The organism is Corallococcus sp. Z5C101001 (genome assembly GCF_007352635.1).
In the GTDB taxonomy this organism is placed as follows: domain Bacteria; phylum Myxococcota; class Myxococcia; order Myxococcales; family Myxococcaceae; genus Corallococcus; species Corallococcus silvisoli.
The window spans coordinates 135,496-156,751 of the sequence record NZ_VKLU01000009.1 but is presented as its reverse complement, the minus strand read 5'-3'; the positions used below and the strand labels follow the sequence as shown (position 1 = coordinate 156,751).

The following is a 21,256-nucleotide window of genomic DNA, read 5'->3' as shown; positions in this document are numbered from 1 at the left end:
CGCGGGGGACGCTCAGGTCTGCGCGCGGCGGGTGGCCTTCTTGTCCCGCTCGCCCAGCGCGGCCTGGAGGTACTTGCCCGCGAGCTTCCGTCCGATGAGCTCCTGGGCGATCTCACCGGCCTCCACCAGCTTGTCCAGGTCGATGCCGGTGTCCACGCCCATGCCGTGCAGCATGAACACCGCGTCCTCGGTGGCCAGGTTGCCCGCGGCGCCCGGGGCGTAGGGACAGCCGCCCAGTCCGCCGATGCTCGCGTCGAAGGTGGTGACGCCCGCGGCCAGCCCCACCAGCGCGTTGGCCAGCGCGGTGCCGCGCGTGTCGTGCAGGTGCAGCGCCAGCGTGTCCACCGGCATGTGCTGGAGCAGCGCGCCCAGGATCTCCTCTGTCTGCCGGGGCGTGCCCACGCCAATCGTGTCGCCCAGGCTGAGCTGGTAGATGCCCGCGTCCACCAGCTGCCGGCAGATGTCCACCACGCGCTCCACCGGGACGTGGCCCTCGTAGGGGCAGCCCCACACGGTGGACAGGTAGCCGCGCACGCGCATCCCGGCCTTGCGGGCGGCGGCCGTCACTTCCCGCGCCCCGGCCAGCGCCTCCGCGATGGTCTTGTTGATGTTCTTCTTGGAGTGGGCCTCCGACGCGGAGATGAACACCGCGGCCTCCTCCAGGCCGGCGGCCCGCGCGCGCTCCAGGCCCTTGAGGTTGGGCACCAGCGCGGAGAAGACGACGCCCTCGCGGCGGCCCACCAGCTTGAGCAGCTCCTCCGCGTCCGCGAGCTGGGGGATCCACTTGGGTGACACGAACGACGTCACCTCGATGCGCTTCTCCCCCGCGGCGACCAGGGCGTTGATGAGCCGGGCCTTGTCGCGGGTGGGCAGCGTGCGCAGCTCGTTCTGCAGGCCGTCGCGGGGGCCGACCTCATACACGTCGACCCGGCGGGGCAGTTGCCCCAGCAGGCCGACCCGCGTTCGCGATGTCTCTTTCGGATCCACTGGACGAGTCCTGGGTCAACCGCGCCCAGCTCCCACGATGAGGTCGGTTGAGTCGGGTGTCATCGGCCTGGAATCCAGGCCTCCGTGCACCCATGCCACCGAAAAGCCCGTGCTTTCCAACAGACGTTTCAGTTCCGCAAGAGGATAGTAACGGATGGCGTACGCCGCTCGCAGGACGCGCCCGTCCGGCAGCGTCAGCCGGCGCTGCCCCACATCCCTCCCACGCGTCGCGTCGAAGCGGCTCTCCTCCTCCAGGAGACTCCCATCCGGTAACCGCTGGTGGAAGGCCGCGCCCGGACTTCGCGCCAGGCGCTCGTACGGCACCGTCTGGAACACCAGCCGTCCGCCGGGCCGCAGCACCCGGGCGGCCTCGCGCAGCACCTGGACGTGCTCCGCGTCGCTGAAGGCGAAGAGTGTCGAATACCAGGCGTAGGCGCCCCCCACCGACGCGTCCTGGAAGGGCAGCGCCCGCAGGTCACCCTGGGCCACGGGAAAGCCGGGGCGCCGCAGGCGCAGGGAGAGCGGATCCAGTTCCAGGCCCACCACCCTGCCAGCGAGCCCCCCTTCCGCGTTGAGCCGGGCCGCGTGCCGGCCGTGGCCGCAGCCCAGGTCCACCACCGGCCCCTCCACGTCCGCGAACGCCCGGGACAGGTACTCCGCTTCCCGGGCCGTCACCTCCTCGGAGAGGAACGGCAGCGTGCTGCGCAGGTACAGCTCCCCGAAGAAGGCGTCCACGGGCGTGGGCGGGCGTCAGCGCTTGAGGGCGGGCAGCTTCTCGCGCAGGCGGCGCGCGGCCTCATCCAGCACGCCCTCCGTCTTGCAGAAGGCGAAGCGCGCGAAGCCCTGCCCCAGGTGCCGGTGCTCCGGACCGTAGAAGACGCTGGGCGGAATCCCCGCCACGCCCACCTCCGTCACCAGGTGCCGGCAGAAGGCCACGTCGTCCTGGAAGCCGTAGCCCGTGATGTCCGCGAGGATGAAGTAGCTGCCCTCCGGGGAGTACGCCTTCAGCCCCGCCTCGCGCAGGCCCGCGAGCAGCCGCTCGCGCTTCGCGGTGTAGAGCGCCGTCAGCTCCTGGAAGTAGCTGTCCGGCAGCCGCAGGGCCACGGCCATGGCCGCCTGGAACGGCGACGCCGTGGCGAAGGTGACGAACTGGTGCGCGCGCTGCACCGCGTCCCGCAGCGGCGGCGGCGCGATGATCCACCCGATCTTCCATCCCGTGAGGCTGAAGGACTTGCCCGCGCTGCTCACCGTCACCGTGCGGTCCGCGAGCACCGGCACCGTGGCGGCCCGGATGTGGCGCGCGGGGGCGAAGACGATGTGCTCATACACCTCATCCGCCAGCACCTTCACGTCGTGCTCGGCGCAGAGGTTGCCCAGGAACTCCAGCTCCTCGCGGGTGAACACCTTGCCCGTGGGGTTGTGGGGCGAGTTGAGGATGAGCAGCCGCGTGCGCGGTCCGAAGGCCGCCCGCACCTCGTCGCGGTCGAACCACCACGTGGCATGGGACGCGTCCGGCGGGCGCAGGGGCACGTAGCGCGGCGTCGCCCCCACGAAGGCGATGTTCGCGTCATACGAGTCGTAGAACGGCTCGAAGGCGATCACCTCGTCCCCTGGATCCACCAGGCCCAGGATGACGTCGAGGATGGCCTCGGTCGCGCCGCTGGTGACGGACACCATGGTGTCCGGATCCACGGCGTGGCCGTGGAAGCGCTGCGCGTGCTCCGCGATGGCGACGCGCAAGTCCCTGGCGCCCACGCCGGGGGCGTACTGGTTGACGCCGCCCTGGATGGCCTTCCACGCGGCCTCCTTGATGGCGTCCGGGCCGTCGAAGTCGGGGAAGCCCTGCCCCAGGTTCACGGCCTGGTGCTTCAGCGCCAGCGCGCTGAACTCGGAGAAGACGGTGGTGCCGAAGCGGGAGACACGCTGCGCGAGCACGGGCCGGGGGGACATGGGGCGGGCCTCTGGCGGCGCCAGCGCACGTCCACCCCGACCCCCGGGGCGACCGGCTGGCGATTCAGGGCCTGACGATAGCGTCCACGGGCACGGAACGCGCGCCCTGTTCCACCGCGCGTTGCCGGGCGGCCCGGGACAGGGCCAGCGCCAGCCCCGTCACCACCAGCACCAGGGGCACCGCGCACACCAGGTCGATGGCGTAGTGGAAGCGCCCCGCGAGCGTCGCGAAGATGAGCCCCAGGCCGGGGAACAGCATCACCCAGAAGAAGCGCCGGGCGAACCGGAACGCATAGAAGAGCACCACCAGCGCCACCCCGGTGTGTCCGGACGGGAAACAGTCCCGGGTGTAGATGGGCGTGCGCATCATCGATTCCAGGAGCGGCGTGAGCAGCAACCCCCGCGACGCGGGACCGTCGAACGCGCCGATGAGGAAGTAGCGCGGGCCCACCGCCGGCACCAGCGAGTACGCCGCGTAGTTGAAGCTCAGCAGCAGCCCCAGGCCCAACAGGTATTCGTCGAAGCCCGGCGTGGGCCCCCGGCCGCGCGCGTACAGGAAGATGCCCAGGAGCAGCGGCCAGATGAAGTGGCCGTAGTAGCAGAGCATCAGCACGTCGTTGGCCCAGGGCGGAACCACGTGCGCCAGGGCCACCGCGGACTGGAAGCCGAACAGCCGTTGGTCCACCGCGACCAGCTGGGCGTCCTTCACCAGCGGGTTCATCCAGTCGACGATGGGCCCCAGCCACCCGTGCGACATCGCCGACAAGGGAAGCAGCCAGAAGTCCGCCGCGATGGCGATGAGCGGCCGACGGGGGAAGCGCGCCTCCAGCATCCGCAGCACCGGCAGGGCCAGCCCCATCAGCCCGAACAGGCAGGCGCTCCGGGTCGCATGGGGTGCCCAGCGGGCCGGCCCCACGCAAGCCAGGACCGCCGCCGCGCAGGCGGCCATCAGGACGATGTCCACCTGCCGGAAGCGCACGAGCGCCTGGTCCGATGACGCCATGAGGGGCCGCACACGGCCTTCGCTGAATGACCAGATGCTCACGCCGATTTGCGCTCCCCCGGCGATTCGGCCGGCTGCTCGCCGGCCCCTCCGAGATTGAGAGGCCGCACCACCGCGCCCGGCTGAGGTGCCACCGCGGACCGCCGCCCCTTCCACCGCTCCAACAGCGCCAGCATGGCCGGGAAGAACACCGTCGTCCCCAGAAAGGTGCTCACGACCCCCAGTAGCGCAATCTGTCCGATGCTGCGCAAGCCCTGGTGGTTCGCGACCATCAGCGCTCCATAGCCCGCCGCGTTGGACAGCGTGGCCACCACCGCCGCGAAGCCCGTGCTGCGCACCACCCGGCCCAGCGACCCGGGGCCCTCTTCCTCGTACCGGTGGTACAGGTGGACGGAGTTGTCCACCGCGATGGCCAGCAGGTTGGGCAGCACCACCGCGTTGATGAAGTTCAGCTGCACGTCGAACAGGTACATCCCGCCCGCCAGGCACGTCATCCCCAGGAACAGCGGGCCCGCCACCAGCAGCGCGCGCTTGAGGCTGCGCAGGCTCGCCAGGATGACCAGGAACACCACCGCCGCCGCCGCCCAGAGGATGAACGGCCCATCCCCCCGGACCAGGGAGAAGATTCGCGCCGCGATGCGGTTGCTGTCCAGCACCGCCAGGTCGATGCCCTTCGCCTTCGCGCCGGCCACCACCTCATCCAGCTGCGCGGCCCAGCGGTGCAGGTCCTCCGTGTCGTAGTTGGACACCGACGGGAACAGCAGGAGGAACATGCCCTTGCCGTCCAGCGCCTCGAAGCGGCGGCGCGCCTCCACCGGCAGGTCGTCCAGCCCGTACGGCTTCGCGTCCACCAGGGTCCGCAGGTCCTTCACCCGCGCGTCGTCCTGCGCGGACTTCGGCAGCCCGTCCAGGAGCGCCCGGATGCGGCCCATCTCCGCCTGGTGCCCCGGCACGTCGGAGGGCACCAGGTCGCTCAGGGACGCGGTGCGCAAGAACACGGAGTTCGCGCCGTTCCTCGCCTTCACCTGGGCGATGACGTCCTCCACTTCGCGGACCTGCTCCAGCGAGTCCACCGCGAGGATGGCCGGGTTGAGCGGCGAGCCGATCTGCTCCGTGATGTGGTCGTCCAGCCGCGACGCCGGGGAGTCGCCCTTCAGGTTGCGCAGGTTCGTCTCGAAGCCCAGCCGGGGCGCGATGCCCACCGAGTACGCCGCGAACACCACCACCGACATCGCCACCGCGACGATGAGGCCCGTGGGCCAGCGCCGCCACTCCTTCACCGGGGCCGCCGGGGCCTCGGCCGGGGGGGCTTCGGTCGCCACCCGGTGTTCGCGCCGGAAGGGCCGGATGCGCTCCGCGATGGCCAGCAGCGACGGGCCCATCGCGTACGCGGACAGCACCGCCAGCAGCACGCCAATGCCCGCGAGCAGGCCGAACTGCTGGAACGCGTGGAACTGCGCCAGCACCAGCACGAAGAACGCCGCCGCGTTGGTGAACGCGGACGTGAGCGCCCCGCTGAAGGTGCCGCGCACCGCAGCCTCCAGCGACTCCTTCACGCCGTGCTCCTCGCGCTCCTCCCAGTAGCGCATCGACAGGTGCACGCCGTACTCGATGCCCAGGCCGATGAGGATGGCGACGAGGAAGCCCGTCACGATGTTGAGGTGGCCGATGGCGCCCTGCGCGAACGCGAACGTCAGCACCAGCCCCACCATCACCGGCACGCCCACCACCGCCAGCGCCGACACCCGCCGGGTGGCCAGCAGGATGAGGCCCACGGCGATGAGCGCGGACAAGAGGCCCGCGTTGGACAGGTCGCCGCGCATCACCGCGTCCTCTTCGATGCGGTTCTGGAAGTTGCCCGTCGCCTCCAGCGTCACGCCCGGGTACTGCTCCGCGGCCAGCTTCCTGCCGGTGTCCATCGCCGTGGCCACGAACCGCCGCGCGAAGTCCAGGTCCCCCGCCGTCCCCGACGGCTTGATCATCAGGTAGACCTCCGTGCCGTCCTTGTTGGCCAGGGTCTCCGGCAGCGCCGCCGTGTCCGGCGTGTGCTTGCGGGCGATCTCCTCGAAGGTGGGCGGCGCGTCCTCCACGCCCAGGTCCACGAACAGGGGGCTGGCGCGCTCCTTCTCGTACTGGACGCGGGCCTCCAGGTCCTCGCGGAGCGAGGCGACCTCCCGCGTGGGCAGCAGCAGCAGGCCGTGGCGGCGGAAGAAGGCGACGTCGTAGTGGTGCTCGACGTAGCGGACCTCCGGGAGGGCCTCCAAACGCTTCTGGAATTCAGTGGCGTACGTTTTAAGGGCCTGCGGTGTTCCACCCTTCGCCATGAGGACGAGGTACCCGTCACCGCCTGCCTTCTCTGACACGCGTGTCAGATCCCGAACCTCCGGAGCCCCCTCCGGCAGCAGCTCCACGAAGGAGCCACGGAACTCCAGCCGGGCCGCGAACAGCCCCGCGGCGGCGGTCAGCAGCGCGACGGCGAACAGCACTTGCCAGGGCCGCGTCAGCGCCGCCCGGATGAAGCCATCGAACCACCGCTGCAGTCGTGATTGGGACACCGTCCGCTCCTCTGACACCGGCCGGCTTAGCAATAAGCCGGCCACGATCCAGGCCCCCGGAACAGCCGGCCCCTCGGAACCCATTCCCCATGTGAACCCGTGTGTGCCCGGGGTGTTGGAACATCCACTGGAGAACGAAGGTCCGGGGGCGCGGCGTGCCACCGATGGGGCATGGATGTCAAGGCGCGCCCTGACACGGATGCCCCACACGGCGTGCGATGGAACCGTCGCTGCCTTGACAGTGTGGATTTCCCTCTTTATTGACCCCCACGCGTCGTCCCCCTGGGTGTTCGCGCGCGTCGGGCGGTCCGGAACCGGAAACCGCCCGGCACATGGAGAGCGGCTCGGAGCACACCCCCCGACGCGTAAGAAAGACCACCATGAGCGACGTGTTCGACAAGTGCCGTACCTGGAAGGACTACCGCATCGCCAAGGCCACCGGCCTGTACCCGTACTTCCGAGCCATCGAGGCGTCGCACGGCGCCACGGAGGTGGAGATCGAGGGGCGGCGGGTCATCATGGTGGGCTCGAACAACTACCTGGGCCTGTCCGCGGATCCGCGCGTGAAGGAAGCGGCCATCAAGGCGACGGAGCGGTTCGGCACCACGTGCTCCGGCTCGCGGCTGCTCAACGGCACGCTGGCGCTGCATGAGGAGTTGGAGGCCCGGCTGGCGAAGTTCCTCAACCGCGAGGCGGCCATCGTCATCTCCACCGGGTTCCAGACGAACCTGGCGCTGGCGTCCATCCTGGGCCGCCACGACATCGTGTTCAGCGACCGGCAGAACCACGCGTCGCTGGTGGACGGCGTGCGCCTGTCGTTCGCGACCGAGCGCAAGTTCCGCCACAACGACATGGAGCACCTGGAGCAGCTGCTGGCCGCGGCGGAGCCGGGCGCCGGGAAGATCATCGTCACGGACGGCGTGTTCTCCATGGAGGGCGACGTCTGCAACCTGCCCCGCATCGTGGAGCTGTCGAAGCAGTACAACGCCCGGGTGATGACGGATGACGCGCACGCCATGGGCGTGCTGGGCGAGCTGGGCCGGGGCACCTCCGAGTACTTCGGCCTGGAGAAGGACGTGGACCTGGTGATGGGCACGTTCTCCAAGAGCTTCGCGTCGCTGGGCGGCGTGCTCGCGGGCCCCTTCGAGGTCATCAACTACATCCGCCACAAGGCCCGTTCGGTCATCTTCTCCGCGTCCATGACGCCCGCGTCCATCGCGGCGGCGCTCAAGGCGACGGAGATCATCGAGGCGGAGCCGGAGCGCCGCGCGCGCCTGCTGGACATCGCGGAGAAGATGCACAACGGCTTCCGGGCCATGGGCTTCGACACGGGCGTGTCAGTGACGCCGGTGGTGCCGGTGCACATTGGCGACCAGGTGAAGTGCTTCCGCTTCTGGCGCGCGCTGCACGAGGCGGGCGTGTTCGCCAACCCCGTGATTCCCCCGGCGGTGGAGCCGGGCCACGCGCTCATCCGCACCAGCTACATGGCCACGCACACCGACGCGCAGCTGGACCAGGTGCTGGACACCTTCGAGAAGATCGGCCGCAAGCTGAACGTCATCCCGGAGACGCGCCCCACCGTGTACGAGCCGGTGCAGATCGCCCGGCCGGGCTCCGTGGTGCGCAGCAACAGGGCGAGCGAGACGTGGGCCGCGGGCAGCGCGGGCCTGCTGGCGGACAAGGGCTTCTCGCTGGAGCAGCTGTCGCGGATGTCGTCGCGGGAGATGGCCGGGAAGTTCTTCGACGCGGTGGAGCAGCTCACCTGGCGCGCGGCGAACCTCCAGCCGGAGGACCTGCGCCGGCTGGGCGGCGCGCCCAAGAAGCTCTGGGAGAAGCGCAGCGAGCTGGGGGGCCTGCTGCTGGAGAAGGGCGCCCACCTGTTCCTGCGCAACGGCAGCGACGGTTCCGACGGCAACCAGGCCGAAAGGAACTGAGCCTCCCTCATGGCCCACCCCGCCAAGCCCGACACCTCCTCCTCCCCTACTCCTCCCATGCCCTCCGACGTGCAGGTGACGCCCGTGCGCGGCGCGGTGGACCGGACCGCGTTCATCCGGCTGCCGTACGCGCTGTACCGTGACGACCCGAACTGGGTCCCCCCACTGGAGATGGAGCGCAAGGACTTCCTGGACCCGAAGAAGAACCCCTTCTTCGACTACGCGGAGGTGGAGCTGTTCCTCGCGCGCCGTGGCACGGAGGTGGTGGGCCGGGTGGCGGCCATCAAGAACCCGCGCCACATGGAGTTTCACGGCACGAAGGAGGGCTTCTTCGGCCTCTTCGAGTGCGTGAACGACGCGGGCGTCGCCCGGGGCCTGCTGGACGCGGCCAGCGCGTGGCTGAAGGCGCGCGGCATCGACCAGATGCTGGGGCCGGCCAACTTCTCCTCCAACCAGGACTGGGGCCTGCTCGTGGAGGGCCATGAGAGCCCTCCCGCGCTGATGATGCCGTACAACCCGGCGTACTACGCGGGCCTGCTGGAGACGTGCGGCTTCACCAAGGCGAAGGACCTGTGGGCGTGGGAGCTGGCGGCGTCCACTCCGCCCCCGGAGAAGGTGGCGCGCATCGCGGAGAAGATCCGCCACCGCGAGGGCGTCACCGTGCGCGCGGTGCGCCTGAAGGAGTTCACCCAGGAGGTCGCCCGCATCAAGGAGATCTACAACGCGGCCTGGGAGAAGAACTGGGGCTTCATCCCCTTCACGGACCGCGAGTTCGAGCACATGGCCAAGGAGATGAAGGCCATCGTGCGCCCGGAGCTGCTGCTCATCGCGGAGGTGAAGGGTGAGCCCGTCGCCTTCTCCATGACGCTGCCGGACGCCAACGAGGCGTTCAAGGCCGCGGGCGGGCGGCTGACGACGTTCGGCCTGCCCATTGGCCTGGTGAAGCTGGTGCTGGCGTCGCGGCGCATCAAGCGGCTGCGCCTGCTGACGCTGGGCATCAAGGAGGGCTACCGGCGCCGAGGGCTGGACGCCATCCTCTACCTGGACACCCTGCGCACCGCGCGGGAGCTGGGGTACACGGGCGGCGAGATTTCGTGGACGCTGGAGGACAACCACTTGGTCAACCGCGCCATCGAATCGATGGGCGGCCAGCGCTCCAAGACGTACCGCGTCTTCCAGCGGCCCGTCTGAGCGGGTCCCTCCCGCGGTGACGTCCTCTTCTTCCGCCCGGGCGCTCCTGGCCCCGGGCGGAAGGACGCCGGACGGCGCCCTGCCCTACTTCGCCTGCGGGGCGGCGCCCGTCGTGTCGGCGGCGGACTCGCTCACGGAGGCCGCGCTGGTGTTGGCGTTCTGCTTCTCCAGCTGGGCGCGCTTGGACTTGAGGGTCGTCATCAGGCCGTCGAAGCCCTTCGTCTGGAGGATCTTCTTGAACTGGCCGCTGTAGGTGTCCACCAGGGACACCTCATCCGTGATGACGTCGTAGATGCGCCACTCCACCTTGGGCGAGGCGCGGAACAGCTTGTAGTCCACGGGCACGTGGTCCGTCTTCACGGTGAGCTTCGTGTCGACCGTGGCCTCGTTCCCCTGCACGCTCTCCTTGCCGTAGACGACCTCCGCCTTCGCCTGGCCAATGGCCTTCTGGGCGTACGAGGCGCGCAGGAGCCCCGTCATCGTCTCGGTGAACTCCTTGCGCTGGGCCGGGCTCAGGCCGCTCCAGGCCTTCTCTCCCAGGGCGCGCTTGGCGAGCTCCTGGAAGTCGACGAAGGACTCCACGACGGACGCCAGGGACTGGACGGTGGCGCCCGGGGCATTGGCGGCCTTCTGGACGGCGGCGTTGCCCGACTTCACGACGTTGAGCGGGCCCGCGGGGGCGGCGGCAAGCAGCGTGGCGGCAAGCAGGGAAGCAATCATAGGGATGAAGCTCCGGGTGGAAAGACGCGTGAGACGACGCGGGTGACGACAGGAAGCCTGGAAGGGTTATTCATCCGCGCCCGGGACGGCACCGGTGACGCGCGCCAATGACGCCAGGCCCACACGGACGTCATGCCAGCTCTTGCCCCGCTCCGCGGAGGCCTGGGCCAACGCGCTGAAGGCGTCCACCAGCTCACGGGTGTCCCCCGTGCCCAGGTCGAAGGCGGCGTAGGCGGCGGTGGACCAGCGCCTCGCGTTGCGCTCGGCCTCCGTCAGGGACCTGGCCCGCGCGTAGGCCGTGACGAGCTGGCCGTGCACCTGCGTCACCTCCAACTGGATGCCGGCCTTGAGCGTCTGCTCCTGCGCGTGCAGCTTGTCCAGCTCCGCGCGGGCCTGCTCCAGCTGGGCGTCCTTGATGGGGATGTCGAAGGTGCCGCGCATCACCAGCCCCAGCCCCAGGGTGCGCTCGTTGTAGGGGTCGTACGCGAAGGGGCTGCGCTGGCGCGTGGCGCTGCTCGTCCAGCGAATGTCGTAGAAGCCCGCGAGGCCCAGGTCCGGGTAGTAGCTGCGCTCGCGGATGAAGACCTCCTGCTCGCGCGCGATGATGCCGGCTGCGACGGCCTTGAGCTCCGGGCGGCGCTCGCTGGCGCGCTTCAGCACCGTCTCCAGGTCGGGGATCCTCACCTCGTCCTGGAGGGGCAGCTCCTCCGCCACGACCTCCACCTTCTCATCCGGCCCCGCGTTGGCGAGGAGGCGGATGGCGGCGAGCGCGAACTGCTCCCCCTGCACGGCGCTGGCGCGCTGGGACTCCACCAGCTCGCGGAAGTAACCCAGCTTGTACGTGTCCACCTTCGACACCTGATCCGAGTCCTCCTTGAGGAGCGTGTCGATGCGCTCGCTCGCGTCCTTCAGTCGCTTGGACACGTCCTCCAGCTGCCTCAGGCCGGCGCGGGCCAGCTGGTAGCCGTAGTACGCCTGCGCGGCCTGGAAGCCGGCCTCCGCGCGCACGCGCTCCCGCAGCGCGCCTCCGACGATGGGCCCCTGCGCGCCCGCCTTCTCCAGCGCGGCGAACTTGCCGAAGGTGAACAGCGGCAACACCGCGTTGCCGGTGGAGAACACCGTCACGCCCACGTGGCCGAAGTCCCAGTCCCCCTCCAGCGACGCCTTCGTCGTCGGCGGACCGCCCAGGCCGTTGTTGCGCGCCTCGGGAATCGGGCCGCCCACGCCCAGGGTGACCTCGAACTTGGGGAACCACGCCCACTTCGCCTGCATGTAGAGCGCCTGGAACTTGCGCAGCTCCGCGGTCGCCTCCGCGACGCGCGCGTCCTGGGTGCGCGCGCGCTCCACCAGCTGGGCCAGCGTCAGGGGCTCCCGGAGGGGCTGCTGGCCCGCCGTGGAGCCCGGGGCCTGTGCCCTACCGGGTGCCGCGGCGCCGGGTGTGCCCTGCGGGGCGGTGGCGGCCTCCCCCTCTCCGGTGGCGCCCGGCGAGGCGGCCCCGGCTCTTCCGGTGGCTCCCGGTGGCGTGGTGGCCCCGGCTTTTCCGGTGGAGCCCGGAGGGGTCGCGATGTCCTGGGCGCCGGGGGAGGCGGAAGCAGGCTTGGGCGTGCCCGTGGTGGCCCGCTGGGCGGCGTTGCCGGGCTCCGAGGCCGGGGCCGCGTTCACGGGAGCCGGCCCGGGTGGCAACGGCGAGCGTGTCCCCGTCGTGGGCGTGCCGGAGGACGTCCCCGCCCCGGACTGGGGCGTGGCTGGGGTCGCGGAGTTGCCGGGCATGGGCACGCTGCTCGGAGACAGGGTGCCAGGCGAGGCGGTGCCGGTCCCCGGCGCTCCCGTCCCGGGAGCATTCGAGGGAGCCGTCGTGGGCGACAACTGCGCGCCCGACACTCCACCAGTGATCATCATCACCACTGCGACGACCCTACTGACTTCTCTGCCCATGCTGTGGTCCGCCTCGTGTCTGGCGGGCATACCTGGAAGCCCGCGACGGCGCAGCAATTCTGTTCACCATCCGTCCCCCTTCGGATGTCGGCTTCCGCCCAGTCCCCTCGCGCGACAGGCACGTAGGGGGCGTGACAGTCGCCGACATTCCCTACAGACAAAGCTTGGTGGGCGCGGCCCGGGACCGCAGAATCCGGCGCCGGTTTCGACGCCTTCCTTCAAGGAAAACCCCATGGCCTACACCGACCGCGTCAAGCAGATCCTCTCCTGGTACCCCTCCGACAATCCCGGCACGCTGACGAACCTGGCGCGCCTGCTGAACCACGGCACGCTCGCGGGCACGGGCAAGCTCGTCATCCTCCCGGTGGATCAGGGCTTCGAGCACGGCCCCGCACGCTCCTTCGGTCCGAACCCCGCGGGGTATGATCCGGACTACCACGCGCAGCTGGCCATCGAGTCGGGCTGCAACGCGTACGCGGCGCCGCTGGGCTTCCTGGAGGCGGTCGCGGGCAAGCTCGCCGGCGAGATTCCCCTCATCCTCAAGGTGAACAACTCGGACTCGCTGGCCAAGACGGCCGCGCCCATGTCCGCGGTGACGTCGTCCGTGAAGGACGCGGTGCGCCTGGGCTGCACGGCGGTGGGCTACACCATCTACCCGGGCTCCGCGGCCCGCAACGAGCAGTACGAAGACCTGCGCGACATCATCGCGGAGGCCAAGTCCTACGGCCTGCCCACGGTGCTGTGGGCCTACCCGCGCGGCGCCCTGTCCAAGGAGGGCGAGACGGCCATCGACGTGGTGGCGTACGCGGCGCAGATCAGCGCGCAGATGGGCGCGCACGTCATCAAGGTGAAGCCGCCCACGGACCACCTGGAGCAGGCAGAGGCGAAGAAGGCCTTCGAGAAGGCGAACATCCCCACCAAGACGCTCGCGGACCGCGTGCGCGAGGTGGTGCGCTCCGCGTTCAACGGCAAGCGCATCGTCATCTTCTCCGGCGGCGAGGCGAAGGAGACGTCCGCCCTCCTCGAGGACATCAAGCAGATCCACCAGGGTGGCGGCTTCGGCTCCATCATGGGCCGCAACGCGTTCCAGCGTCCGCACGCGGAGTCGATCAAGCTGCTCAAGGACGTGATGAACATCTTCGCGGGCAAGTAGCCGTCCGCCGTCCCGTCACCTCCCGCGGGCCGCGCCCCTCCCCCTGGTTCCGGGAGGGGACGCACCGCGCGACGCTTCGTCGCCCCCCGGCGCCGGTCCGGCCCGGGAGCGTTCGCCCTTCCGGCCCCCGTCCCTGGCCACTCGCGAGGGTCGCGATTACGAAACAAGGATGACGCACCCAACCAGGACGCCCGGGGCCGGCGGTGCGGACACGCCCACGCTGGAGCCGGACGGCGCCGACGACGCGGCCCGGGAGGTCCTCGCCGGAGGCGGCGAGATGGGCGCCCTGATGCGCTCGATGGACTGGTCGAAGACGCCGCTGGGCCCGGTGGCGTCCTGGCCCCAGTCCCTGCGCACCACCGTCAGCACCTGCCTCCATTCGCGCTTCCCCATGATGGTGTTCTGGGGGCCGGAGCTGGTGAAGCTCTACAACGACGCCTACCGGCCCATGCTGGGCGGCAAGCACCCCTGGGCCATGGGCCACCCCGGGCGCGAGGTGTGGGCGGAGATCTGGGACATCATCGGCCCCCTGATTGAAGACGTCCGAGGCGAGGCGCGCGCCACCCTGTCGGAGAACCAGCGCCTCCTCTTGGAGCGGGATGGCTTCCTGGAGGAGACCTACTTCACCTTCTCCTACAGCCCCGTCCGCGACGAGTCAGGCGGCGTCGGCGGGGTGCTCGACACCGCGGTGGAGACCACCAGCCAGGTGCTGGACGCGCGCCGCCTCCGGACGCTGCAGGAGGTCGCCGCGCGCACCTCCGGGAGCCTCCGGGTCCGTGACGCCTGCACCCAGGCCATGGAGGCCCTGGCCACGAACCCGTCGGACCTGCCCTTCGCGCTCCTCTACCGCATCGACGCGGAGCGAGGCCTGGCCTGGCTGGACGCCCACATGGGGTTGGAGGCGACCGGCCCCTTCAGCCCCTTCCAGGTGCCGCTGGAGCCCACCACCGCCGCCCCCTGGCCCCTGGCCCAGGTGGCCGCGTCCAACCGGGCCGAGCACGTGGAGGGCCTGGCGGCGCGCTTCGGCCCCCTGCCCCTGCGCGAGGGCGTGCCCCCTCCCACCTCCGCCATCGTCCTGCCCCTGGCCCGCTCCAGCGAGACGTCCCCGGCGGCCGTGCTCGTGCTGGGCCTGTCGCCCCGGCTTCGGGTGGATGCGTCCTATGTGTCGTTCCTGGAGCTCGTCGCCAACGGCCTGGGCGCGACGCTCTCCAGGGCCCACGCGTACGAGGACGCCCGGCGGCAGGCCGAAGCCCTGACGGAGCTGGACCGGGCGAAGACGGCCTTCTTCTCCAACGTGAGCCACGAGTTCCGCACGCCGTTGACCCTGATGCTGGGCCCCATGGACGAGGTGCTCGGGGATGCCGAGCACGCGCTCGCGCCCCAGCACCGGGAGCGGCTGTCGGTCGTCCAGCGCAACAGCCAGCGGCTGCTGAAGCTGGTCAACAGCCTGCTCGACTTCAGCCGCCTGGAGGCGGGCCGGATGCACGCGAGCTTCGAGCCCACGGACCTGGGCCGGCTCACCGCGGGCCTCGTGAGCGCGTTCGACTCGCTGATGGCGAAGGCGGGGCTGCGGTTCGAGGTGGACTGCCGGTCCCCGCGGGTGCCCGTCTGGGTGGACCGCGATCTCTGGGAGAAGGTGGTCCTGAACCTGGTCTCCAACGCGTTCAAGTTCACCTTCCAGGGCGCCGTCACCGTCCGGCTCCAGGAGCGCGGCGACCGGGTGGAGCTGTCCGTCAGCGACACGGGCACCGGCATTCCCGCCGAGGAGCTGCCCCGGGTCTTCGAGCGCTTCCACCGGGTCGAGGGCGCGCGCGGCCGCAGCCACGAAGGCAGTGGCATCGGGCTGGCGCTCGTGCACGAGCTGGTGGCGCTGCATGGCGGCTCCGTCTCCGTGGAGAGCACCGAGGGACAGGGCAGCACCTTCACGGTGTCGCTGCCCACCGGCACGGCCCACCTGCCCCCAGGACAGGGGGGCGGCCCTCGGACGGGGGCCGCCCGGGCGCCGAACCCGGAGGTCTTCGTCCACGAAGCGGAGCAGTGGCTGAGCGACGGGCCGGCGAGCGCCCCCACGCCGGTGCCCGTCCCGGAGTCGACGCCTCGAGGCGTGCGCGGCCACGTGCTCCTGGCGGACGACAACGCGGACATGCGCGACTACGTGCGGCGGGCGCTCGAGGGCCGCTTCACGGTGGAGGCCGTCACGGACGGCATGTCCGCCCTGGCCGCCGCGCGGGCGCACCCTCCGGACGTGGTGCTGTCGGACCTGATGATGCCGGGACTGGACGGCTTCGGGCTCCTGCGCGAGCTGAAGGCGGATGCGCGCACGGCCCACGTCCCCGTCATCCTCCTGTCCGCGCGCGCCGGTGAGGAGGCGAAGGTGGAGGGCCTGAACGCGGGCGCGGATGACTACCTGGTGAAGCCCTTCGGCGTGCGCGAGCTGGTGGCCCGCCTGGAAGGGACGGTGCACGCCGCCAGGGCCCGCGCCCGCCAGAAGGAGCTGATCGAAGCCCTCCAGATGTCGGAGACGCGCTACCGGCTGGCCACCCGGGCCACGAAGGACGCCATCTGGGACTGGAACCCCTTCACCCAGGAGGTGTCCTGGAACGAGGGCGTGCACACGCTCTTCGGTTACGCGCCCGACGCGGTGTCGCCCGGGTTGGAGTGGTGGAGCGGGAGGATCCACCCGGAAGACCGGGAGGAGATCGTCGGGAGCCTCCACGCCCTCCTCGACGCGCCCACCGGGACCGACTGGCGGGGCGAATACCGCTTCCTCCGCCAGGACGGCACCTACGCGCGGGTGGAGGACCGGGGCTGGGTGGTGCGCGATGCCGCGGGCGCGGTGCTGCGCATGGTGGGCGCCATGCAGGACGTCACGCTGCGCAAGCAGGCGGAAGAGGCCCTGCGCCGCAGCGAGGAGGAGTTCCGCACGCTCGCGGAGGCGCTCCCGGAGGCCGTCTTCACCACCGACCCGGAGGGCGCCGTCACCTACGTCAACGGCGTCCTGCCGGAGCAGACCGGCGTCCCCGTGGCGGAGCTCCTGGGACGGGGCTACCGCAAGACGCTCCACCCGGAGGACGCCGCGCTCAGCCAGCGGGCCTGGGAGAAGGCCCTGGCGGAGGGAGCGCGCTTCCAGACGGAACACCGCGTGCGCGGGCCAGACGGCGCCTACCGCTGGCACCTGGTGCGCGCCCTGCCGGTGAAGGACGCGGAGGCCCGGGTGCTCAAGTGGGTGGGCACGTCCATGGACGTCCACGAGCTGCGCCAGGCCCAGGCCCAGCTGCAGCAGCGCGCGAACTTCGAACAGCAGCTCATCGGCATCGTGAGCCACGACCTGCGCAACCCCGTGAGCGCCATCCTCCTGGGTGCCGCCAGCCTGATGCGCCGCGAGGAGCTGGACGAGCGCAGCACCAAGGCCGTCAGCCGCATCCAGACCGCGGCGGAGCGGGCCCACCGGTTGATCCGCGACCTGCTCGACTTCACCCAGGCACGCCTGGGCGGGGGTCTGAGAGTCCAGCGCCGGCCCGCGGACCTGCACGACATCATCGAGGGCGTCCTGGAGGAGATTGAAGCGACGCACCCGGACCGGGAGATCCGCAGGCACGTCACCGGCAGCGGCGAGGGCGAGTGGGATCCGGACCGGCTGGGCCAGATGGCGCAGAACCTGGTGACCAACGCGCTCAAGTACAGCCCGCGCGACACCCCCATCCTCATCGAAACGCACGGCGGGGACGACGCGGTGACGCTCTCCATCCACAACGCGGGGGCCCCCATCTCCCCGGAGCGGAGGAGCCGGCTCTTCCAGCCCCTCCAGCGCCCCAGCGGCGAGGGAGACAACGGAAACCGCAGCATCGGCCTGGGGCTCTACATCGTGAAGCAGCTGGCGGAGGCCCACGGCGGCACCGTGGCGGTGGAGTCCACGGCCGAAGCCGGCACCACCTTCACCGTGCGGCTGCCCCGGCACCTCCCCGCGCAGGCCCCGGCGAACGCGTAGCGCCGGCCCCAGCTGGCGATGACCCGCGAAAGCAAAAGGCCCGCGGGATTTCTCCCGCGGGCCTCTCTCAATTCAGTGTGGAGCTAACCGGGATCGAACCGGTGACCTCTTGAATGCCATTCAAGCGCTCTCCCAGCTGAGCTATAGCCCCGTCTTTGCTGCGTACTGCCGGTCCCGCCGTGGGGGGCGGAGCCGTCCGTCGAAGGCGGCGCACTTCTATCGCTTCTTCACTCCAGACGCCACAATTGTTTGCGGCTTCGCGACGCTTTTTACCTTCAACCGATCCGCCACCTCTTCCCCTTCCCGGAGCAGGTCGGTGAGGGACGCGGCGTGGTCCGCCGCGGCCTTCTCGGCCGCCGCGATGGACTGGAGCAGCTTGGCGAACCCCGGGGGCAGCTCCAGGCGGCCGGCCTGCACGGCCTGCCAGACGGCCTCGCCCAGCTCGCGGTGGGTCTGCTCCTTCTTGTCCTTGAGGAAGGCCGCCTTGCCGTTGGCCCGAGCCAGCTCCGTGTTGCGCTCGACAGCCTCGCGCAGCCTGGCCAGCTTGGCCTCGGCTGCCTGGAAGGCTTCATTGATCTGCCGCATCACTTCGGTCTGCTTCGGATCTGCCGCCACGGCTGTCACCCTCGGGAGAGGAGAAGGTCGTTCGTGCGTAACGTGGCCGCTCGCCGACTGTCAACCCGGCTTGCGGACGAGCCGCGCGGCGAAGAAGCCCCCGCCGGGCACTCGGGGCGGCAGGGCGCGCAGGTACGGGCCGTCCACTCCCACCTGGAGCTCCGGCGCCCACCCCTCCCCCACCGGCTCCAGGGAGAAATCCGGGTGCTTCGCGAGGAAGCGCTCCACCACCCCGTCGTTCTCCTCCGGCAGCACGGAGCACGTGGCGTAGACGATGCGCGCCCCGGGCTTCACCTGCCCGGCCACCTCCGCGAGCAGCGTGGACTGGGTGGCCTGGAACTCCGCGATGGCCTTCGCGGACAGCTTCCACTTTTGATCCGGCTCACGCGCGAGCGACCCGGTGCCGCTGCACGGCGCGTCCACCAGCACCACGTCCACCGCCTCCAGCGGGACCGGGTGGGGGAACGCCACCTGCTTCAAGCCGAACTCGCGCACCCGTTCGCGCGCGTCCGCGAGGCGCCGCTTGGAGCGGTCTCCCGCGAGCACCCGCCCCTTCGCGCCCACCGCGTCCGCGAGGCCCAGCGTCTTTCCCCCGGCCCCCGCGCACACGTCCGCGACGGCGAGCCCCTCCAGGCCGCCCCCGGGAGGGAGGCACGCCAGGACGATGAGCTGGCTGCCCACGTCCTGCACCTGGAGGCGGCGGGCCTTCATCACCCGCGATTCAAAGATGCGGTGGCTGGCGTCCGCGACGCGCAGCGCGTCGGGAGCGCACGGCACCGCCTCCGCCGCCACGCCCTCCGCCGCCAGCGCCGCGAGCACCGCGTCCCGCGTCCCCGGCGGCCGCACGCGGAAGTGCAGCGCGGGCTCCTCGTCCAGCGACGCCATCAGCCCCGCCAGCGTCGCTTCCGGGTACACCTGCGCCAGCCGCTGCGTGAGCCACCCCGGGAACGAGTACCGGGTGGCCAGCCGCTCCACCAGGGAGTCCGGGGACTCCGCCGCGGGCGGCTCCGGCAGGGGCTTGGTGACGAGCCCCTCCAGCACCGCGTCATGCAGCGTGCGCGGCCGCACCGGCCCCGGCAGCCGCACCTCCGGGCCAATGCGCGTCCAATCCTCTCCGCAGAAGAGGCGCCGCCAGAGCGTGTAGCGCACCAGCGCCTGGTCCTCCGTGAGGACGATCTTCCCCGGAGCATGGCCCAGCTGCCGCGCCGCCAGGTCCAGCAACCGCTGGTGCCGGGACAGCTCGCGCGCCGCCATGGCCACGAAGCGGCGCTCCTGGCCGCCCAGTCCTTCCGCCTCCCGCAGCGCGGTGGCGAGCGCGGCCTTCAGGGGGTCTCCCTTGAGCACCGCGATGTGGGTCTCCAGCGCCGCGGTGGCCGCGCGCCGGGACGGACGCCCCAGGCGTGACGGCTCATGCGGCGTGGGCCAGAGGGGAATCTCCACGGGTGACCTCGTCGCCTAGGCGCGCAGCGGCACGCACACCGCCAGCGCGCCGGTCCGCGTCGTGACCCGCGGCGAAGCGCCCAGGGCCAGGAACAGGTAGCACGGCGCGGCGAAGCGCTCACCGTCCAGCTCCAGGTCGCCCTCCACCAGGAGGACCCCCTGGGCACACGGCGGGCGGCTCCAGCGGAAGTCCGCGTCCGGCTCCAACCTCACCCAGGTGAGGTCCGTTTCCGGTGCCGCGCCCGCCGAACGGGCCCCGGGCGCGAGCTCCGTCCAGTCGGAGGCGTCACGGGCCGGCGGGGCCCCGGAGACGGCGAGCGCCTGACGCTTGAGCTCCAGGAAGCGCTCCACCAGCCCCAGGATGTCGTCCACCTGGAAGGGTTTGATCAGCAACGCATCCGGTTCCAGGGGGTGCAGGACCCGGGCGACCTCATCCGGCCCGGCGGCGCTGACGATGGCCACCGCGTGCAGGCGGCGGCGGGCCGCTTCCAGGACGCCCCGGCCGTCGTCGTGGTTGCCGGCGATGCGCATGTCCGTCATCACCAGCTCGAAGCGCTCGGTCTCCAGGGCGCGCAGCGCCTCATCGAGCGTCCCCACGGCATGCACGGACGCCAGTTCGGAAACCAGCTCGCCCATGCCCTCACGAAGGCTCGTGTCGTCCTCGACCAGCAGGACCTTCATCGCGTCTTCCGGCGAGGAGGACAGGGGGGCGCTTTCACGTTCGGACGGTCCGGAAGACGGCATCTCGGGCGCCGGGTCTGCGTTTGAGAGGATGGCCCTCCCCGGACTCGAACCGGGACGCGGGGTCAGCCGCAGCGGATTTTGAGTCCGCCTCGTCTACCAATTTCGACAGAGGGCCCCTTGGGTGTGAACGAGGCGGCCGAACGTATATCGCGCCTTCGGTTCGTGTGCATCCGAAGATTGCGGTGATCCACGCACACCGCTAAAGGGGCTGCGCATGTACAACCTCCTTATCTCCCTGGCCGTGGGGCTGGCGGTCGGAGTGCTGGTCAAGCTCGCCGGCGGCTTCTCCTGGTGGGCCGGCATCGTCCCCGGCGTCATCGTCTTGTTCGGCACCTACATCGTGCTCGCCCGCAGGGTCTCCACCCGGGTCCAGGCATTGATGACCACGGTCCAGAACGATCTGCAGGGCCAGCCGGCCAACCAGAAGGAAGCCCAGGGCCGCGTGGACCGGGCCGTCAAGACGCTGGAGCAGGGGCTCGTCTGGGACAAGTGGCAGTTCCTCATCGGCCCGGAGATCCACGCGCAGATCGGCATGCTCAAGTACATGGTGAAGGACCTGGACGGGGCGAAGCCGCACCTGGAGAAGGCCAGCGGCCGCAACTACATGGCCAAGGCCATGGAGGGCGCCCTGCACTTCCGCCGCAACGACCCGGGCGCCATGAAGACCTCCTTCGAGGCCGCGGTGAAGAGCGGCAAGAAGGAGTCCATCGTCTGGGCCGTGTACGCGTGGTGCCTCCTCCAGTTGAAGGACAAGGACGCCGCCCAGCGCGTGCTCGCCCGGGGTGTGGAGCAGAACCCCTCCGACGAGAAGCTCAAGTCCAGCCTCGCCCAGCTGCAGAACGACAAGCGCCTCAAGATGAAGCCCTACGAGCCGCTGTGGTGGCAGTTCGGCCTGGAGGCGCCGCCGATGATGCCGCCCATGGGTGGCGGACGCCGCGTGCAGTTCACCCACCGACGTTGAGGTCCACCGGGCTTCGTCGAGCGTTCGACGAAGCTTCGGCTGGCCGCGTTGACGCGACGTGAAGGGCACGTCGCACCGCG

The 21,256-nt window shown here is 70.9% G+C and carries 15 protein-coding genes and 2 tRNA genes; 5 read left to right on the top strand and 12 right to left on the bottom strand.

The features are described from left to right. Positions 1-12: 12 nt before the first annotated feature. From FOF48_RS21240 to FOF48_RS21220, 5 genes are all read right to left on the bottom strand, one after another. On the bottom strand, positions 13-987 hold the full coding sequence (locus FOF48_RS21240; protein ID WP_143904542.1) for a hydroxymethylglutaryl-CoA lyase: 975 nt from the start codon (positions 985-987) through the stop codon (positions 13-15). A gap of 15 nt (positions 988-1,002) precedes the next feature. Then, a complete protein-coding gene (locus FOF48_RS21235; RefSeq protein ID WP_143904540.1) occupies positions 1,003-1,722 on the bottom strand; it encodes a methyltransferase domain-containing protein in 720 nt (239 codons plus the stop codon). A 15-nt stretch (positions 1,723-1,737) separates the two neighbouring features. Beyond that, the gene (locus FOF48_RS21230; RefSeq protein ID WP_143904538.1) at positions 1,738-2,937 is read right to left on the bottom strand and encodes an aminotransferase class I/II-fold pyridoxal phosphate-dependent enzyme; all 1,200 of its coding nucleotides are present in this window, start codon (positions 2,935-2,937) and stop codon (positions 1,738-1,740) included. Between the two features lie 64 nt (positions 2,938-3,001). After that, positions 3,002-3,982, bottom strand: coding sequence for a phosphatase PAP2 family protein (locus tag FOF48_RS21225; RefSeq protein WP_255442492.1), 981 nt, complete (start codon positions 3,980-3,982; stop codon positions 3,002-3,004). After that, entirely contained in the window at positions 3,979-6,495 is a 2,517-nt protein-coding gene (locus FOF48_RS21220; RefSeq protein ID WP_186002007.1) for an RND family transporter, read from the bottom strand. Before FOF48_RS21220 ends, FOF48_RS21225 begins: the two co-directional genes overlap by 4 nt. 380 nt (positions 6,496-6,875) lie before the next feature. On the opposite strand from FOF48_RS21220, the gene FOF48_RS21215 reads away from it, so the two are divergent. Together FOF48_RS21215 and FOF48_RS21210 are read left to right on the top strand one after the other, a co-directional pair. Further along, positions 6,876-8,429 carry a pyridoxal phosphate-dependent aminotransferase family protein gene (locus FOF48_RS21215; protein ID WP_143904536.1) on the top strand — a complete coding sequence of 518 codons (1,554 nt, stop codon included), beginning with the start codon at positions 6,876-6,878 and terminating at the stop codon, positions 8,427-8,429. A gap of 9 nt (positions 8,430-8,438) precedes the next feature. Next, a complete protein-coding gene (locus tag FOF48_RS21210; RefSeq protein WP_143904534.1) occupies positions 8,439-9,620 on the top strand; it encodes an N-acetyltransferase in 1,182 nt (393 codons plus the stop codon). An 84-nt stretch (positions 9,621-9,704) separates the two neighbouring features. On the opposite strand, the gene FOF48_RS21205 is transcribed toward FOF48_RS21210, so the two are convergent. Together FOF48_RS21205 and FOF48_RS21200 are read right to left on the bottom strand one after the other, a co-directional pair. After that, positions 9,705-10,340 carry a phospholipid-binding protein MlaC gene (locus tag FOF48_RS21205; RefSeq protein WP_143904532.1) on the bottom strand — a complete coding sequence of 212 codons (636 nt, stop codon included), beginning with the start codon at positions 10,338-10,340 and terminating at the stop codon, positions 9,705-9,707. A 66-nt stretch (positions 10,341-10,406) separates the two neighbouring features. Further along, positions 10,407-12,275: a TolC family protein gene (locus tag FOF48_RS21200; RefSeq protein WP_143904530.1), complete on the bottom strand. Its 1,869-nt coding sequence runs from the start codon at positions 12,273-12,275 to the stop codon at positions 10,407-10,409. A 232-nt stretch (positions 12,276-12,507) separates the two neighbouring features. Between FOF48_RS21200 and FOF48_RS21195 the strand changes: the two genes are divergently transcribed. Both FOF48_RS21195 and FOF48_RS21190 read left to right on the top strand, forming a co-directional pair. Then, on the top strand, positions 12,508-13,428 hold the full coding sequence (locus FOF48_RS21195) for a class I fructose-bisphosphate aldolase (RefSeq protein WP_143904528.1): 921 nt from the start codon (positions 12,508-12,510) through the stop codon (positions 13,426-13,428). A 169-nt stretch (positions 13,429-13,597) separates the two neighbouring features. Next, on the top strand, positions 13,598-17,416 hold the full coding sequence (locus FOF48_RS21190; protein ID WP_143904526.1) for an ATP-binding protein: 3,819 nt from the start codon (positions 13,598-13,600) through the stop codon (positions 17,414-17,416). Between the two features lie 78 nt (positions 17,417-17,494). Here FOF48_RS21190 and FOF48_RS21185 read toward each other — a convergent pair. From FOF48_RS21185 to FOF48_RS21165, 5 genes are all read right to left on the bottom strand, one after another. Beyond that, positions 17,495-17,567: transfer RNA gene (locus FOF48_RS21185), tRNA-Ala, on the bottom strand. A 65-nt stretch (positions 17,568-17,632) separates the two neighbouring features. Further along, positions 17,633-18,031 (bottom strand): hypothetical protein, encoded by a 399-nt coding sequence (locus tag FOF48_RS21180; RefSeq protein WP_143904524.1) that lies wholly within the window; start codon positions 18,029-18,031, stop codon positions 17,633-17,635. Between the two features lie 60 nt (positions 18,032-18,091). Beyond that, a complete protein-coding gene (locus FOF48_RS21175; RefSeq protein ID WP_186002006.1) occupies positions 18,092-19,471 on the bottom strand; it encodes an RsmB/NOP family class I SAM-dependent RNA methyltransferase in 1,380 nt (459 codons plus the stop codon). Between the two features lie 15 nt (positions 19,472-19,486). Then, entirely contained in the window at positions 19,487-20,152 is a 666-nt protein-coding gene (locus FOF48_RS21170; protein ID WP_143904522.1) for a response regulator, read from the bottom strand. A gap of 92 nt (positions 20,153-20,244) precedes the next feature. After that, a tRNA-Leu gene (locus FOF48_RS21165) sits at positions 20,245-20,330 on the bottom strand. Positions 20,331-20,429: 99 nt separating this feature from the next. Here FOF48_RS21165 and FOF48_RS21160 point away from each other — a divergent pair. Further along, on the top strand, positions 20,430-21,176 hold the full coding sequence (locus FOF48_RS21160) for a M48 family metallopeptidase (RefSeq protein ID WP_143904520.1): 747 nt from the start codon (positions 20,430-20,432) through the stop codon (positions 21,174-21,176). Positions 21,177-21,256 lie beyond the last annotated feature (80 nt).

Bases quoted from the DNA above. Each gene is read 5' to 3' on its own strand.
- FOF48_RS21160 (WP_143904520.1), top strand. From the start codon at position 20,430: ATGTACAACCTCCTTATCTCCCTGGCCGTGGGGCTGGCGGTCGGAGTG.
- FOF48_RS21190 (WP_143904526.1), top strand. From the start codon at position 13,598: ATGACGCACCCAACCAGGACGCCCGGGGCCGGCGGTGCGGACACGCCC.
- FOF48_RS21195 (WP_143904528.1), top strand. From the start codon at position 12,508: ATGGCCTACACCGACCGCGTCAAGCAGATCCTCTCCTGGTACCCCTCC.
- FOF48_RS21210 (WP_143904534.1), top strand. From the start codon at position 8,439: ATGGCCCACCCCGCCAAGCCCGACACCTCCTCCTCCCCTACTCCTCCC.
- FOF48_RS21170 (WP_143904522.1), bottom strand. From the start codon at position 20,152: ATGAAGGTCCTGCTGGTCGAGGACGACACGAGCCTTCGTGAGGGCATG.
- FOF48_RS21230 (WP_143904538.1), bottom strand. From the start codon at position 2,937: ATGTCCCCCCGGCCCGTGCTCGCGCAGCGTGTCTCCCGCTTCGGCACC.
- FOF48_RS21215 (WP_143904536.1), top strand. From the start codon at position 6,876: ATGAGCGACGTGTTCGACAAGTGCCGTACCTGGAAGGACTACCGCATC.
- FOF48_RS21200 (WP_143904530.1), bottom strand. From the start codon at position 12,275: ATGGGCAGAGAAGTCAGTAGGGTCGTCGCAGTGGTGATGATGATCACT.
- FOF48_RS21205 (WP_143904532.1), bottom strand. From the start codon at position 10,340: ATGATTGCTTCCCTGCTTGCCGCCACGCTGCTTGCCGCCGCCCCCGCG.